General features: G+C 64.5%; 13 protein-coding genes. 6 read left to right on the top strand and 7 right to left on the bottom strand.

What is annotated here, in order from left to right; translation table 11 throughout:
- The first annotated feature begins 305 nt into the window (after nucleotides 1-305).
- Nucleotides 306-2,711 (top strand): DUF1217 domain-containing protein, encoded by a 2,406-nt coding sequence (locus P7F60_RS01325; RefSeq protein WP_277915897.1) that lies wholly within the window; start codon nucleotides 306-308, stop codon nucleotides 2,709-2,711.
- On the opposite strand, the gene P7F60_RS01320 is transcribed toward P7F60_RS01325, so the two are convergent.
- The 3 genes from P7F60_RS01320 to P7F60_RS01310 all read right to left on the bottom strand — a co-directional run bounded on the left by P7F60_RS01320 (nucleotide 2,708) and on the right by P7F60_RS01310 (nucleotide 5,826).
- Nucleotides 2,708-4,132, bottom strand: a complete 1,425-nt coding sequence (locus P7F60_RS01320) for an FAD-binding oxidoreductase (RefSeq protein WP_277915896.1) — start codon at nucleotides 4,130-4,132, stop codon at nucleotides 2,708-2,710. The two genes, P7F60_RS01325 and P7F60_RS01320, sit on opposite strands and share 4 nt — an antisense overlap.
- A 17-nt stretch (nucleotides 4,133-4,149) precedes the next feature.
- Nucleotides 4,150-5,124 carry an L-threonylcarbamoyladenylate synthase gene (locus P7F60_RS01315; protein ID WP_277915895.1) on the bottom strand — a complete coding sequence of 325 codons (975 nt, stop codon included), beginning with the start codon at nucleotides 5,122-5,124 and terminating at the stop codon, nucleotides 4,150-4,152.
- 96 nt (nucleotides 5,125-5,220) lie between these two features.
- Nucleotides 5,221-5,826: a DUF6656 family protein gene (locus tag P7F60_RS01310; RefSeq protein WP_277915894.1), complete on the bottom strand. Its 606-nt coding sequence runs from the start codon at nucleotides 5,824-5,826 to the stop codon at nucleotides 5,221-5,223.
- A gap of 289 nt (nucleotides 5,827-6,115) precedes the next feature.
- Here P7F60_RS01310 and P7F60_RS01305 point away from each other — a divergent pair, with 289 nt between their 5' ends.
- Complete coding sequence (locus tag P7F60_RS01305; RefSeq protein WP_277915893.1) at nucleotides 6,116-6,652, top strand: BA14K family protein; 537 nt, start codon at nucleotides 6,116-6,118, stop codon at nucleotides 6,650-6,652.
- A 70-nt stretch (nucleotides 6,653-6,722) separates the two neighbouring features.
- Here P7F60_RS01305 and P7F60_RS01300 read toward each other — a convergent pair whose 3' ends face one another.
- Complete coding sequence (locus P7F60_RS01300; RefSeq protein WP_277915892.1) at nucleotides 6,723-7,721, bottom strand: transporter; 999 nt, start codon at nucleotides 7,719-7,721, stop codon at nucleotides 6,723-6,725.
- A gap of 134 nt (nucleotides 7,722-7,855) precedes the next feature.
- Between P7F60_RS01300 and P7F60_RS01295 the strand changes: the two genes are divergently transcribed.
- A complete protein-coding gene (locus P7F60_RS01295; protein ID WP_277916489.1) occupies nucleotides 7,856-9,631 on the top strand; it encodes an acyl-CoA dehydrogenase in 1,776 nt (591 codons plus the stop codon).
- Nucleotides 9,628-10,374, top strand: coding sequence for a crotonase/enoyl-CoA hydratase family protein (locus tag P7F60_RS01290; protein ID WP_277915891.1), 747 nt, complete (start codon nucleotides 9,628-9,630; stop codon nucleotides 10,372-10,374). The genes P7F60_RS01295 and P7F60_RS01290 overlap by 4 nt, the downstream gene beginning before the upstream one ends.
- A gap of 140 nt (nucleotides 10,375-10,514) precedes the next feature.
- Here the strand turns inward: P7F60_RS01290 and P7F60_RS01285 are convergent, their stop codons facing one another.
- The 3 genes from P7F60_RS01285 to P7F60_RS01275 are packed head-to-tail and all read right to left on the bottom strand — an operon-like array spanning nucleotide 10,515 to nucleotide 12,832.
- Nucleotides 10,515-11,768, bottom strand: coding sequence for a class I SAM-dependent RNA methyltransferase (locus tag P7F60_RS01285; protein WP_277915890.1), 1,254 nt, complete (start codon nucleotides 11,766-11,768; stop codon nucleotides 10,515-10,517).
- Nucleotides 11,765-12,511 carry a TlyA family RNA methyltransferase gene (locus tag P7F60_RS01280; RefSeq protein WP_277915889.1) on the bottom strand — a complete coding sequence of 249 codons (747 nt, stop codon included), beginning with the start codon at nucleotides 12,509-12,511 and terminating at the stop codon, nucleotides 11,765-11,767. Before P7F60_RS01280 ends, P7F60_RS01285 begins: the two co-directional genes overlap by 4 nt.
- Nucleotides 12,512-12,565: 54 nt before the next feature.
- Nucleotides 12,566-12,832: a hypothetical protein gene (locus P7F60_RS01275; protein WP_277915888.1), complete on the bottom strand. Its 267-nt coding sequence runs from the start codon at nucleotides 12,830-12,832 to the stop codon at nucleotides 12,566-12,568.
- 225 nt (nucleotides 12,833-13,057) lie between these two features.
- Here P7F60_RS01275 and P7F60_RS01270 point away from each other — a divergent pair, with 225 nt between their 5' ends.
- Together P7F60_RS01270 and P7F60_RS01265 are read left to right on the top strand one after the other, a co-directional pair.
- Entirely contained in the window at nucleotides 13,058-14,065 is a 1,008-nt protein-coding gene (locus tag P7F60_RS01270; protein ID WP_277916488.1) for a DUF4424 domain-containing protein, read from the top strand.
- 190 nt (nucleotides 14,066-14,255) lie between these two features.
- The gene (locus tag P7F60_RS01265) at nucleotides 14,256-15,164 is read left to right on the top strand and encodes a sensor domain-containing diguanylate cyclase (protein WP_277915887.1); all 909 of its coding nucleotides are present in this window, start codon (nucleotides 14,256-14,258) and stop codon (nucleotides 15,162-15,164) included.
- Nucleotides 15,165-15,208: the final 44 nt, after the last annotated feature.

Raw genomic sequence — 15,208 nt, 5'->3', positions numbered from 1 at the left:
CTTGTTTATACCTTGAGAGCCGTCGTGTTCGGCATCCCGCGGGACTTTTCGTCCTCTGATGGGGGCAAGATAGCCGCCGCTCCTTGACCTGCGGCTTAAAAATCGCGGTTAAGAAAGCTTTGCGATGTCAGATGGTTAGCGAATACGAACCTGTCAGGGTTTGCAAAGTCTGAAAACTGTTCCGTCCTGATGCGCGGGCCGCTTGCGGCCCTTGCGCATCAAGGGACGCGAAAGCCCCGTAAAGCCCCATGCAAGCCAGGCTTTCTACAACCGGATCCAAATGGCTTCGGCTCGAAAGGTGTCCCATGGTCTCGACCTATCTCAGCTACAATCTGGTGGTGCGCAATTTGAAACAGTCGCTCACCCGTGTCGCGGATCAGACGCAGGTGGCCCGCGATGCCGCCTATTACAAGGACAATATCGGCAAGGTGAAATCGCTGGACGAGTTCATGAAGAACGACCGGCTGTATCAATATGCGATGACCGCCTACGGCCTTGAGGACATGATTTACGCCAAGGCCTTCATGAAGAAGGTGCTGCAGAGCGATCTCACCGATTCCTCCAGTTTCGCCAACAGCCTGACCGATTCGCGCTACCGCGATTTCGCCGCCGCCTTCTCCTTTTCCAGCGGAGACAAGGCGATCGCCCAGACGACGGTGCAGACCGACGAGATGGTCGATCTCTACAACACCACCATCCAGAACCAGTCGGATGCGCTGGCCGAGGAGACGCGCTACTACAACATCGCCATCGACAGCGTGAAATCGGTCGACGACGTCCTGAACAACGACCGGTTGCGCGGCTACGTCTTCACCGTCTTCGGCATCGACGAAAACAGCTGGTCGCGCGAGACGGTGCGCAACCTGATGAGCAGCGATCCCGACGATCCCAACAGCTATGTCAACACCACCTGGGGGCCGCGGCTGCTCGATCTGAACAGCCGCATCACCCAGGCCAATAGCGAAATTTCCGACGCCACCACCAAGATTGCCGATTACCAGACGCAATTGCAGCAGGACGGGGCCGACGTCGCGGATCTGAACGCCAAGATTTCCGAGCAGCAGCTCATCGTCAGCGGCCGGACATCGCAGATCACCAGCTACAACAACTCGATCGCCGCCATCAACAACTACTTCGACCTCGCCGCCGCCTTTGATTTTTCCGCCGACGGCACCGTGCCAAGCGGTTCGACGGCGCAGACCGCCGACAAGAAAAGCGCGATGAACGAGCTCTACGTGCTGGCCAATCCGCGCGTGACGCCTTCGGCCGCCCTGCTCAACAAGCAGTATTTCGAGCAGAAGGTGGCGAGCGCACGGACCGTCGACGAGCTGTTCGGCGATCCCTTCGATCGGCGCATCTTCGATTTCCTCAATGCCGCCTATGGCATCAACGCCATCGTGCCCTCGACCATCGAGAACATCCTGACCAGCGACCGCGATCCGGACAATGCCAGCAGCTACGTCAACATGGCGGGATCGAAGAAGGACGCCTATCTGGCGCTGATGAACGCCTTCAACTTCAAACAGGACGGCACGCTCGACACCGGCGTTTCGGCGCAGACGGCCGACCAGACGAAGCAGACGACCAACTACTACATGGCCGCCTATAACGACAAGGACGATGCCGCCGACGAGGCCGCGATCAAGCAGTACAAGTCCGGCCTGACCAACGTCACCTCGCTCGACACCTTCATGTCGACCTCCACGGTCTATAATTTCGCCCTGAAGGCGGTCGGGCTCGATCCGACGAAGGTCAGCACGCTGACGATCAAGAACGTGCTGAAGAGCGACCTCAACGATCCCAAGAGTTATGTCTATACGCTGAAGGACGATCGTTATGTCCAGCTTGCCAAGGCCTTCAACTTCGATGCCAAGGGCAACATGACGACGCCGCTCGCCGTCCAGAGCACGGTGGCGATCACCCAGATCGCCAAGGACTACATCATCGCCAAGACGAAGTTCGCCTCGTCCAGCGAGAAGGACGCGTTGCGCAAGACGGCGGAATCGGAGGCGCAGTATTACCAGGACAATATCGGCAAGATCGACAGCGTCAGCGAATTGCTGGCCGATCGCAAGCTGATGAACGTGGTTCTGACTGCCAAGGGCATCGACCCGAAGACCGTCACCGACGATTACCTGAAGAAGATTTTCGCCTCCGATCTCAACGACCCCAAGAGCTTCGCCAACACGGAAAAGGACGACCGCTTCGCCGAGATCGCCGCCTCCTTCAATTTCGACGCCAAGGGCAATGTCACGCGTCTGGAGGCCGGCACGGTGCAGCAGCGCGGCCAGCTTCTGGAAACCCAGCACAAATACCTGCAGCAGACGCTGGAAGTGCAGCAGGGCGAGGAAAATGCCGGCGTGCGCCTGGCGCTCTATTTCGAGCGCAAGGCCGGAGACATCACCTCCGCCTACGACATCCTCGGCGATACGGCGCTGGCGGAAGTCTTCCGCACCACCTACAGCCTGCCGGACGAAATCGCCAACATGGATATCGACCAGCAGGCCAAGCTGGTGGAGAAATATATGACGCTCAGCGAGCTCAGCGATCCGGATAAGCTCGCCAAGCTCTTGCAGCGCTTCACGGTCATGTACGACCTGAAGAATTCTGGCGGCACGGACAATCCGGTGCTTGCCCTGTTCAGCAATTCCGGTGCTTCGATCAGCGGCGATACGCTGATGGCGATTGCCCAGCTCCGCAGCGGTTATTAAGTCGCTGCCAAGACCTTGCCGGGGTTCATGATTCCGGCGGGGTCGAAAGCCTGCTTGACCCGGCGCATCAGCTCGATTTCGATCCCGTCGCGGATGACCGCCAGCTCGTCGCGCTTCAACTGGCCGATGCCGTGCTCGGCCGAGATCGAGCCGCCATGGGCGAGCACGATGGCGTGGACGATGGCATTGATCTCGCGCCAGCGGGCGAGGAAGGCCTGCTTGTCGGCGCCGACCGGCTGGGAAATATTGTAGTGGATGTTGCCGTCGCCCATATGCCCGAAGGCGCAGATGCGGGCGCCCGGCATGGCGGCGAGCACGGCCTGGCCAGCCTCCTCCATGAAAGCGGGAATATGCGAGACCGGTACGGAAACATCGTGCTTGATCGATCCGCCCTCCGGCTTCTGCGCCTCCGACATGCTTTCGCGCATATGCCAGAGCGCCTGCTGCTGGGCGATGGAACCGGCGATCACCGCATCCTCGATCAGCCCGGCCTCGTACCCGTCGGCCATCAGCGCCTCGATCATCGCCTGCGCGGTCTCGGCGGAATCGGACGTGGAGATGTCGACCAGCACATACCAGTCATGCGGGGCGGGCAGGGGGTCGCGCACGCCGGGAATATGGCGGGTGGTGAAATCGATGCCGATGCGCGCCATGAGCTCGAAACCGGTCAGCGCCGCGCCGCAGCGCTGCGTGGCGCGGTCGAACAGGGCGAGCGCTGCCTCCGGCGATTTCAGGCCGGCAAACGCGACCTGATGCCCCTTCGGCTGCGGAAATAACTTCAGCACGGCGGCGGTGATGACGCCCAGCGTGCCTTCGGCGCCGATGAACAGGTCGCGCAGGTCGTAGCCTGTATTGTCCTTCTTCAGGCGGCGCAGCCCGTTCCAGATCTCGCCGGTCGGCAGCACGACCTCGAGGCCGAGGCAGAGCTGGCGCATATTGCCATAGGCGAGCACGGCGGTGCCGCCGGCATTGGTGGAGAGGTTGCCGCCGATGCGGCAGGACCCTTGCGAAGCGAGCGACAGCGGAAACAGCCGTCCGACATCCCCCGCCGCCCTGTGGACGTCGTCGAGAATGCAGCCGGCTTCGGCCACGAGGATATTGGCGACCGGATCGACGTCGCGGATACGGTTCAGCCGCTCCAGCGCCAGGATGAGATCGTGGCCGCCCTCGCGCGGCGTCTGCCCGCCGACATGGCCGGTATTGCCGCCCTGCGGCACGATCGGCGTGCCGGTCTCGCTGGCCAGCGCCAGGATGGCCGAGACCTCCTCGGTGCTGCCCGGTTTCAGAAGAAGCGGCGACGCGCCCCGGTAGAGCCCCCGGCTTTCCACCAGATGCGGCGCGATCTCCTGCTGGTCGCGCACGGCATGGCGGTCGCCGACGATGGCGGCGAAACGGTCGAGAAGAGCGGAGGCGTCGGACATGGGTCTACTCCCGGGGGTCAGGGACGGGGGGCGGCGGCGCGGGCGAGGCGGTCGTTGATCGCTTCGCCAAGCCCCGTTCGCGGGATCGCGGTGACAGCGATTGCGGTTGCCCCCGTCGCGTCCGCCTTCTTCATGAAATCGAACAGGTTGGCGGCGGCTTCCGCCAGATCGCCGGAAGGGCTGAGATCGAAGACGGCGACAGCATCGGCCTCGCCGGCAACGGCCGCACCGGCGAAGCGGATCAGCGCCTCGCCCGGCGAGACGGCGGCCGCATCGAGCCGCATGGCCGCGCCCGGCGCATAATGCGAGGCGAGCATGCCCGGCGCCTCGATGGTCGCGCCGGAGGCGGCGGGCCGGATGAGCGGCCGGCCGGCGACGGCCTCGATCTCCTCCGCCGCCACGCCGCCGGGGCGCAACAGCCGCAGCCGGTCGCCCTCGACCTTGACGATGGTCGATTCGACGCCGACGCCGGCCGGGCCGCCGTCGAGGATCAGCGGGATCTTTTCCCCGAGATCGGCGGCGACATGGGCCGCACTGGTCGGGCTGATCTTGCCGGACGTATTGGCGCTGGGGGCGGCGAGCGGCCGGCCGAAGGCGGCGATGACGGCGCCGGCAAAGCCGCGCGGGCAGCGCAGCCCGATGGTGTCGAGCCCGGCGCTGGCGAGGTCATGGATCGGGCTTTTAGGCCGGCGCGGCAGGACAAGCGTCAACGGCCCGGGCCAGAAGGCCTCCGCCAGCCGCCGCGACAGCGGATCGAACGCGGCGTGACGTTCGGCCATCTCGAGCGTCGCCACATGGCAGATCAGCGGATTGAAGCGCGGCCGGCCCTTGGTCTCGTAGATGCGGGTGATCGCTTGAGGATTGGTGGCGTCGGCGGCAAGCCCGTAGACGGTCTCGGTCGGCAGGCCGATGGGAAACCCGTCCGCCAGCGCCGAGACGGCGGCGGCGATGGCCTCGTCCGGCCGGTTCTCGATGTCGATCAGTCGTGCCATGCTTGCGTGCCCTGCGGGGCGCGGCGCGACGCCGCGCGGTCGCCACACGCTTTAGCGCGCGGCGGGGCAGGGGGCAACGATCTTTCAGCGGCGATATTAAAGCTTCCGGATGATCTCGCGCAACCGGGCGCTGCGGGCGCCGAGCATCAGCACGTTCTTCAGTGCAATTCTCGGATCGTGGGTGCGAAACAGCAAGCCGTTGCCGCGCACCTCGCGATTGACCTCCAGCCGCTTGCGCTCGCTGTCGGGCTGCATGGCGATGGCGAAATACATGCGCGGCAGGTGTCGGTTGAAGTTCGACAGCGACTTGCCGTCCTCTGCGATGTCGGCGCAGAAATTGGCGATGTAGAACGACCATTTCAGCTCGTCGAATTCGGCGAACCTGGTCTTCGAGGCGGTGACATGACAGTAGCCGAGATGCGGCAGGTCATCGATGATGCGGTGATAGAGCATCTTCGGCAGGTCGATCGACTTGTGGAAGCTGACGAGCCGCTCATGCGCGTGCTCGCCGACGGCCAGCAGCTTGCGGCCGGTGATCTCGGCGACCTGGTCGTGGCTGAGATAGCGGCGCTCTTCCTTGCCGCGCCGCCCCTTGTCGCGGTTGAAGCGGCCGGTGCGCAGGAAGTCCGAGTGAAACGTCTCCAGCATCGGCACCTGCGTGTGCCGGCTGCCGCTCGCATCGAAATATCTCACCTTGGACATCGCACCCGCTCCCGCGTCTTCCCGAGCGGCCAAAACCGCCTTTCAACCGTTCTAGGAAGTGGCGGTTTCCCGAGGCTTGCGCGCTGACGGAGGGCTTGGCGCCGTTCTCCGGTCACATCAGCGTGATGACGGAAAGATGAATGCAGAATGAACCCCAGGTTCATGCCGGATTATGGCGAAAGGATGTAGGATGGATCATCTCTTCGCCGTCTATTGGAAACTAAGGCGACGGAACCAATTGCGAGACGATGCGTTTTCTTTTCGGAAACTTTTTGCGGGAGTAATCGGTATGAATAGACTGATGACCAAGATCGCCACGGCGGCCCTGTCGGCTGCGGTGGTTTTGTCCAGCATGGCCCCGGCGGGCGCGATGCAGATGCCGCGCGTGCAGGCCGCGTCCGAAGGTGACGTCATTCAGGTCCAGCAGGGTCACCGCCAGGGCGTCCGGCCATTCTACAACCAGCAGTGGGGCGGTCATTGGCGTGGCGGCGATCGCGGCTGGCGTGGCGACCGTGGCTGGCGTCATGACGGCTGGCGTCGCGGCGGCTGGGAGCGCCATGGCTGGTATAACGGCCATCGCGGCTATCGCGGTTACCGCCATGGCTATCGTTACCACAATGGTTACTGGTTCCCGCTGGCCGCCTTCGGTGCCGGTGCGATCATCGGCGGCGCGCTGTCCGCTCCGCCGCGGGCGAGCTATTCCGGTTCGATGAGCCCGAGCCATGTCCGCTGGTGCGAGAACCGCTACCGCTCCTATCGCGCCTATGACAACACGTTCCAGCCGAATCGCGGCGCGCGCCGGGCCTGCATTTCGCCCTATTCCTGATCGGGTCTTTCCCGCTCGCGAAGCCCCGCCCGTCAAACGGCGGGGTTTTGTTTTGGCGTAATTCCGCTTTTCAGAGAATGCCCGCCCGTCGCAGCAGCCACCAGGCGAGCAGGATGGAGAGCACGATAAGCCCCACGGCATAGGCCGTGCCGGCAGTTCCGCCGGCGAAAGGCAGATGCGAGGTGTTCATGCCGAAGAAGCCGGTCACCAGCGTCGGCGGCAGCAGGAAGGCGGTCATCAGCGACAGGATGTAAAGGTGGCGATTTGTCTCGGAGGAAAGCTTCGAGTCGATTTCCTCGTGCAGCAGCCTTGCCCGGTCCTGCAGCGCATAGACGTCGTGATCGACCGCCTCCAACCGTGCGGTCAGCCGCAGCGCCACGTCCTCGAAACCGGGTGGAATATCCTCCTCTTCGGATGCCGCGGCGCGGCGCATCTGCGCCAGCACGGTGCGCAGGTGGCGATGCAGGCGCACCACGGTGCGCCGCACCGGCGCCAGCCGCCGCCGTTCGTCGCGCGGCGTGTCGTCATAGACGAAATCCTCGATGAGGTTCAGCTCGTCCGCCATTTCCATGGTGAGCGCGATCAGCGTGCGCTGGAATTCGGCGACCAGCGTTTCGAAGACATGGATCGGCCGGCCATATTTGGCGGCGTTCTTCTCGATGAGCGCCCGGGCGCGGTCGATGCTGCGCAGCGGCTGCAGCCGGGTGGTGACGATCATCCTGTCGGTCAGCGCGAAATGCAGCCAGCCGATGTCGCGGGTGTCGGAATCGAATTCACGCTGGAAATCCACCAGCGTGCCGTAGACGATGCCGTCCTCGGCATTGACGGCGGCATGGGCGTCGTGGGTGGTCAGGGCCGCCCGCGCCGGCTCGCTCAGGCCCTGCATGCCGTCGAGAAAGGCGGGCACGCGCGCATCGGCGATATTGAGATGCAGCCAGATGAAGCCGTCGTCCGGCGCAAGGTCGTCGCGCCGGCAATCGAGCGGCAGGCGCAAGGCCCGGCGGTCGGCTCCGGAGGAGAAGCGGTAGGCCCAGACGAGGCCGGGAATATCGGTGGAATGCAGCAGCATGAGGCGTCTCGCGAGACAGGGGACGGCGCCGCTTTTACATAAGTTTTATGACAGTTTGCCGTCACCCGATTTTCATGGTCGCGATCCGGAAAACGCGGCAATAGGATAGGCGCATGAGTCGCGGAGGATTTTCGATGTACAAGGCGCCGGTTGACGAGATCCTGTTCACCCTGAAGCATGTGGCCGGGCTGGAGGCGGCGCTTGACGAGGGCGCCTTCGGCGAGCTCGGCGGCGATCTGGTGGACGCGATCCTGTCGGAGGCCGGCCGCTTCGCCGAAGGCGAGATCGCGCCGCTTTCCGAAATCGGCGATCGCCAGGGCGCGCGCATCGCGGATGCCGTCGTCACCCTGCCGGATGGCTGGGCCGATCTCTACCGCCGTTGGGCGCAAGGCGGCTGGAACGGGCTGACCGCGCCCGAGATTTTTGGCGGCCAGCATCTGCCGCATCTTTTGAATGTCGCCGCCTTCGAAATGTGGAATTCCGCCTCGATGGCGTTTGCGATTGGCCCGACGCTGACCGTCGGCGCCATCGAGGCGCTGGAGGCGCACGCCGCCGAAGCCTTGAAGCAGGCCTATCTGCCGCGTCTCGTCAGCGGCGAATGGATGGCGACGATGAACCTGACCGAGCCGCAGGCCGGCTCCGATGTCGGCGCGCTGACGGCGCGGGCGGAACGTGCCGGCGACGGCAGCTACCGCATCTTCGGCCAGAAGATTTTCATCACCTGGGGCGAGCATGACGCGACTGAGAACATCGTCCATCTGGTGCTGGCCCGGCTTGCCGATGCGCCGGCGGGCACGCGCGGCATCTCGCTCTTCCTCGTGCCGAAATTCCTCGTCAATGACGATGGCTCGCTTGGTCCCCGAAACGATGTCTTTGCGCAGGCACTGGAGCACAAGCTCGGCATCCACGGCTCGCCGACCTGCGTGATGCTCTATGGCGACGGCCGTTTCGGGCCGGAAAAGGGCGCAATCGGCTGGCTGGTCGGCGAGGAGAACAAGGGCCTCGCCTGCATGTTCACGATGATGAACAATGCGCGCCTTCTGGTCGGCATGCAGGGCGTGGCGATTGCCGAGGCCGCGACCCAGAAGGCGCTCGCCTATGCCGCCGAGCGCCGGCAGGGCAGGGCTATCGGCTGGACGGGCGCGGGCATGAGCCCGATCATCGACCACCCGGATGTCGCCCGCATGCTGCTCACCATGCAGGCGCTGACCCAGGGCGCGCGCGCCATCGCCTATACCTGCGCCCACGCCATCGACCGCGCCCGGCAGGAAACGGAAGGCAGCCACTGGCAGGAGCGCGCCGCTCTCTTGACCCCGGTCGCCAAGGCTTTTTCCACCGATGCCGGCGTCGATGTCGCCTCGCTCGGCGTGCAGGTGCATGGCGGCATGGGTTATATCGAGGAAGCTGGGGCGGCGCGCCTGCTGCGCGACGCCCGCATCGCCCCGATCTACGAAGGCACCAACGGCATACAGGCCATCGATCTCGTGACGCGAAAGCTGTCGCTCTCCGGCGGCCAGCATATGCGCGGTCTCGTCGACGAGCTGCGGAAAATCGCCATCGCCACGGCGGGGCAGGATGGTTTCGGCCAGACCGCCACGCGGCTGGATGCGGCCCTTGCAAATCTCGCCGAAACGGCCGAATGGCTGCTGCTTCGGCAGGCGGAGGGCGCGTTGCCGGTGGCGCTTTCCGGCGCGACGCCCTTCCTGCGGCTGTTCGGCCTGGTGCTGAGCGGCTGCTATCTCGCCAAGGGAGCGCTGGTCGCCGCGCCGGGACAGGCGCGCCGCATCGCGCTCTGCCGCTTTTTCGCGGAAAACCTGCTATCGGAAACGGCGGCGCTCAAGGACCGCGTCGTCAACGGTGCCGAAAGCCTGGCGCTTGCCGCATCCCATCTTCCTGAGGAGACCCCATGACCCAGATTCTCGTGGAGACGGCGGAAAGCGCCATCCGCGTCATCCGCTTCAACCGCCCGGAAAAGAAGAATGCCATCACCACGGCGATGTATCACGAATTGACGGCGGCGCTGGCGGCGGCGGCGCAGGACGATGCGGTGCGCTGCATCGCTTTTCTCGGCACGCCCGGCTGCTTTTCCGCCGGCAACGATCTCGCCGATTTCCTCGCCTTCGCCGAGGAGAGCCCGGATGAACAGCCGGCCGCCTTCGCCTTCCTCAAGGCGCTGGCCGGTTTCGAAAAACCCGTGGTCGCCGGCGTCGACGGGCTGGCGATCGGCATCGGCCTGACGCTCAACCTGCATTGCGACCTGACGATTGCCTCGGATCGCAGCCTGTTCCGCACGCCTTTCGTCGATCTCGGCCTGGTGCCGGAGGCGGCCTCCAGCCTGATCGCGCCCGGCATCATGGGCCACCAGCGCGCCTTCGCGCTGCTCGCCATGGGCGAGGGCATGACGGCCGAGGAGGCCCGCGCCGCCGGTCTCGTCTGGCGCGTGGTGAGCCCGGAGGCCGTCGAGACCGAAACGCTCGCCGCCGCCCGAAAACTCGCCGGCCGCCCCATCGAAGCCCTGCGCGCCACCCGCGCTTTGCTGAAGAGCGACAGCGCTGCGATCTTTGCCCGCATGGAAGAGGAAGTGGCGCTGTTCACCGAACGGCTGAAAAGCGACGAGGCCCGCGCGGAATTTAGACGGTTTTTGAAGCGGTAAGTCCCCGCAATTCGTCATCCTCGGGCTTGTCCCGAGGATCTGCCAACATACACCAAGCAATTGACGATAATGGATTATCAGGCGTGCTTAGATCCTCGGGACAAGCCCGAGGATGACGAAGGAGATGGAAGCGGAAGCCCTTAAGCCTTCTCCAGCACCGCGACCGCCTCCACATGCGGCGACCACAAGAACTGGTCGATAGGGGTGACGCGGGTGAGGCGATAGCCGGCCTCGATGAGGATGGCGAGGTCACGGGCCAGCGTCAGCGGGTTGCAGCTCACCGCCACGATCTTCTTCACGCCGGAACGGGCGATTTCCTTGACCTGCGCTTCGGCCCCGGCGCGCGGCGGGTCGAAGACCACGGCGTCGAAAACCTTCAGCTCCTGCGCTGTCAGCGGCCGACGGAACAGGTCGCGCTTCTCGACCGTCACCGGCTTCAGCCCCTGCGTGTTGCGTGCCCCGTGATCCAGCGCCTTCAGCGCCTTGTCGTCGGATTCGGCGGCATGGACGCGGCCGATGCGCGCCAGCCGCAGCGTGAACGTGCCCGCACCCGCGAAGAGATCGGCGATGCGCTTGGCCTTGCCGACATGGGCGATGACGAGGTTTGCCATGGCATCCTCTGCCGGCTTGGTCGCCTGGGTGAAGGCGCCGGGCGGAGGCGTGACGCTGGCGCCGCCGAAATCGATCACCGGCTTCACCGGCTCGACAAGGATCTCGCCGTTGACCGACACGCGGGCGATGCCGCGCTGGGCGAGCACGGTTTCGATGCCGGCGCGGCGCTGCTTGTCCGAGAGGGGTTTCAGCCCCTCGAAGGCGAGGTCGAGACCGGCAGGCGTTTCCAGGACCGTGATGCGGAAGGCATCCGCCGAGGTCGCCAGCATCTTCGCGATGGCGCGGATCGTCTCCAGCCGCGCCACGATGCCGGGCGCGGCGATGGGACATTCCTGGATATCGACGATATGATGCGTCTCGGCCTGGTTGAAGCCGAGCAGCATGTCCTTTTCGGTGCGCCGCGCCGCCAGCGCCACGCGGCGGCGCTCGCCGGGATGGGCAACGACAAGCGGATCGACGTCGATCTCGATGCTCTTGGCCTTCAGCGCCTCGATCACCAGATTGCGCTTGAAGGCATGATAGGGCGCGTCCTTGAGATGCTGCAAAGTGCAGCCGCCGCAGGTGCCGTTGACGCCGTCAGGCCCGAAATGGCGGCAGGCCGGCGCCTGCCGTTCGGGCGAGGGGGTTAGCAGCGAGATCAGCGTGCCCTGGTTCTTGATGCGGGCGACCGAGACCGTTTCGCCCGGCAGTGCGAAGGGCACGTAGAGCGGGCCTTGATCGGTATGGGCGATGCCGTCGCCCTGGGCGCCGAGGCGCGAGATGGTGACGGTTTGCGCGCTCATGGCTTTTCTCCGGCGAGCAAGAATTCCCTGTTGCCGTCGCCGCCCTCGATCGGCGAGGGAATGAGGCCGAGGCTTTTCCAGCCCATGTCCTCGACGAACCAGCGCTCCAGTTCGGCGGCGACGTCGGGAGCCGTTTCCGGCGCCTTCAGCAGCCCCGCCTTGCTGATCGCATCGCGCCCGGCCTCGAATTGCGGCTTGACCAGCAGCACGGCGCGCGCGCCCGACGGCGCAAGTTCAAGCGCCGGAGCCAGCGCCAGCTTCAGCGAGATGAAGGAAACGTCGGAGACGATGAAATCGATCGGCTCCTCGCCGATGTCGTCTGTGGTGAGGTAGCGGGCGTTCAGCCCCTCGATATTGGTGACATCGGGGTTTTCGCAAACGCGCGGGTGCATCTGGCCATGGCCGACATCGATGGCGATGACATGCGCCGCGCCGCGTTTCAGCAGCACTTCGGTGAAGCCGCCGGTCGAGGCGCCGACATCGAGACAGAGGCAATCGGCCGGATCGAGCCCGAAATGATCGAGCGCCGCATCCAGCTTCAGCGCCGCGCGCGAGACGTAATCGAGCGCGGGATCGTCGATTTCGATGGCCGCATTGGCGGCGACCACGAGGCCCGGCTTGACGACGGTCTTGCCGTCGACCTTGACGGTGCCGCGTGAGATGGCGTCGCGGGCGCGCGAGCGACTGGCGACGAGATTGAGATTGACCAGAAGCTGGTCGAGACGGAGCGTTTGCGTGGACATGGCACCGTCAATGGCCTGCCTTGCGCGCCCGCGCAAGGGTTTTGTCGGAGCCGGTCAGAGCCAGACGATGCGGCCGGGATATTTCTTGATGCCGTCGACGGCGATGCGCGACAACCAGCTCCGCTTGTCCTCTTCCTCCGGCGTGGCGATCGCCGCCTGCTGGGTCAGGCCGTAGGCGCTGCGCATGTCCGGCAGCTTGGATTGCAGATGGTCGATGATCTGCTGCTGCAGGGCAGCGTCGAAGGCGGGGCGTTCCTCGGCGAGGGCCGGTGTCGAAAAGGCAGCCAGAAGCAGTGCCGAAAGCAGTGTCTTGCTCAGCATGGCGGTCGATGTCCCTGTTGAAATCTTTATGTTTTCTTATGTCGGCGAGATTACCAGCCGGACCTTCAGAAACCGCAAAGGAGAATGGTTACGCGTGTCCGAAACGGCATGGTTTCGAAGCCGTTGCCGGTCCGCGCGCATCTGGCCGGTCGCGGCGTCTTGAGGGCGCCGGCCGGCTGACATAGGGTATTTGGCATAAAGCGGCCAAGGGAGGGGAAAGTGATGATCGCGAAACTGGGTGCGGTGCTTGCCGCCTGCCTTCTGGCCGGCCCGGCGCTCGCCAACGACACCATGGCCGAGCTGAAGACCGGCGGTCTCACCTATGTGCAATCGACCGAGGTTTCGATGGAGGAGGAAAATCTCTTCGTCTCGCCGGACGAGATCCGCGTCGATTACGTCTTTTCCAACGAGACCGACAAGGACGTCCACAGCGTCATCGCTTTCCCGATGCCGGATGTGACGGGCGGGCCGGAACAGAACATCGCGCTTTCCGACACCGAATCCGACAACATGCTGGATTTTTCCGTGACCCAGGACGGCCAGCCGATCCGGCCGGAATTGCAGCAGCGTGCGCTCGCCAACGGTATCGATGTCGCCGCCGAGCTGAAGGCGAAGGGCGTGCCGCTGCCGCCGCTGAGCAAGGCCGCCGTCGCCGCCGCCGATGGGCTGGATGCGGCCACGAAAGAGGATTGGGTCGGCCGCGGCATCATCATGACCGAGGAATACGATGCCGGCAACGGCATGGAAAGCCATGCTTTGCCGCTTTGGACCCTGCAATCGGTCTATTGGTGGAAGACGACCTTTCCGGCGAAATCCAAGGTGCGCGTCCGGCATCGCTACAAGCCGAGCGTCGGCGGCACGGTCGCCACCACGTTCCTCGACGAGAACAACCAGCCGAAGGGCGAGCGTTACCAGGAATATGTCAGGCGTTTCTGCATCGACGACACGATGGTCAAGCTCGCCCGCAGGTCCAATGCCGACATGGCCGCGGGAAAACCCTATTTCGTCGAGAACTGGATCTCCTATGTGCTGAAGACCGGCGCCAACTGGAGCGGCCCGATCAAGCGTTTCAAGCTCACCGTCGACAAGGGGGCGAAGGAGAATTTCGTCAGTTTCTGCGGCGCCGGCGTGAAGAAGACCGGCCCGACCACCTTCGAGATGACGGCAGAGGATTTCTATCCCGACCACGACCTCGACATCCTGCTGCTCGTGGCGACCGAAGCGATGCAATGAGCGATGTCGCGGGATGGAAACGGTCCGACATTGGTTCGAAACGGGACGCGGGATTGAAAGCGCTTTAGGAATTGGAAGACATTTTCTGGGAAACCGAGGGAGTGTTTGGAATTCCTGCGCCGGTTTCCAGGATCGGCCTGTTTGCGCGTGAGCGGTCCGGCGTATATCGGCCTGGCATCGCCGGGAAAGCATGAAGGTGGCCGTGTTCACGCTGCAGAATTTGCAATCGATCCTCTCCGCCCTGCCGGATCCGACTTTCGTTCTGACCCGGAGCGGGCGCTACGCAGCCGTGTTCGGCGGCAAGGATCATCGCCATTATCATGACGGCAGCGGCCTGATCGGCAAACGCATGTCCGAGGTGCTGATCGCGGAAAAGGCCAGCTGGTTCGCCGCCGAGATCGCCACGGCGCTCGCCAGCCGCGCCCTGCACATCATCGAATACAGCCTCAGCGGCTCCGATGTGCAGGGGCTGCGGGCCGAGGGGCCGGACGAGACGATCTGGTTCGAGGGGCGTGTGCAGGCGCTGGATTTCCCCGTCGAGGGCGAGGAAGCCGTCGTTTGGGTCGCCAGCAACATCACCGACAAGAATGCCGCCCAGCAGAAGCTGCGCCACATGAGCGAGACTGACGCGCTGACTGGCCTCTACAACCGCCGCAAGCTGCTTGAGACGCTGGACGACCGCCTGGGCGTCTTTTCCCGCGACCGTATTCCGACGGCGGTGCTGATCTTCGACCTCGACAATTTCAAGCGCATCAACGACGAGAGCGGCCATCATGCCGGCGACGACGTGCTGGTGGAAATCGCCGGTATCTGTCGCCGGAACCTGCGCAAGACCGATCTGGTCGCCCGCCTCGGCGGCGACGAATTCGTGGTGGTGATGCCGGGCATGGCGCAGGAGGATGCGTTTCCCATCGCCGAGCGCCTGCGCGACCTTGTGCCGGTGACGCTTCGGCGGACCTTGCGGCAGGAATCGACCATCAGCGCGGGCTTGAGCGAATTCTGGCTGCCGGACCGCTCCTCGGACGACGTGCTCCGGCGCGCCGATGCGGGCCTCTACATGTCCAAGCGCGCGGGGCGAAACCGCATCTCGGCGCTGTAGGCTCCGCGTCGTATTTCCGCCACGAAAACATCACGATTGGTTCA

This window comes from Rhizobium sp. YJ-22 (genome assembly GCF_029601685.1).
Lineage (GTDB): Bacteria > Pseudomonadota > Alphaproteobacteria > Rhizobiales > Rhizobiaceae > Metarhizobium.
The sequence above is the reverse complement of the archived record's forward strand: the minus strand, read 5'-3'. Positions and strand labels throughout refer to the sequence as shown.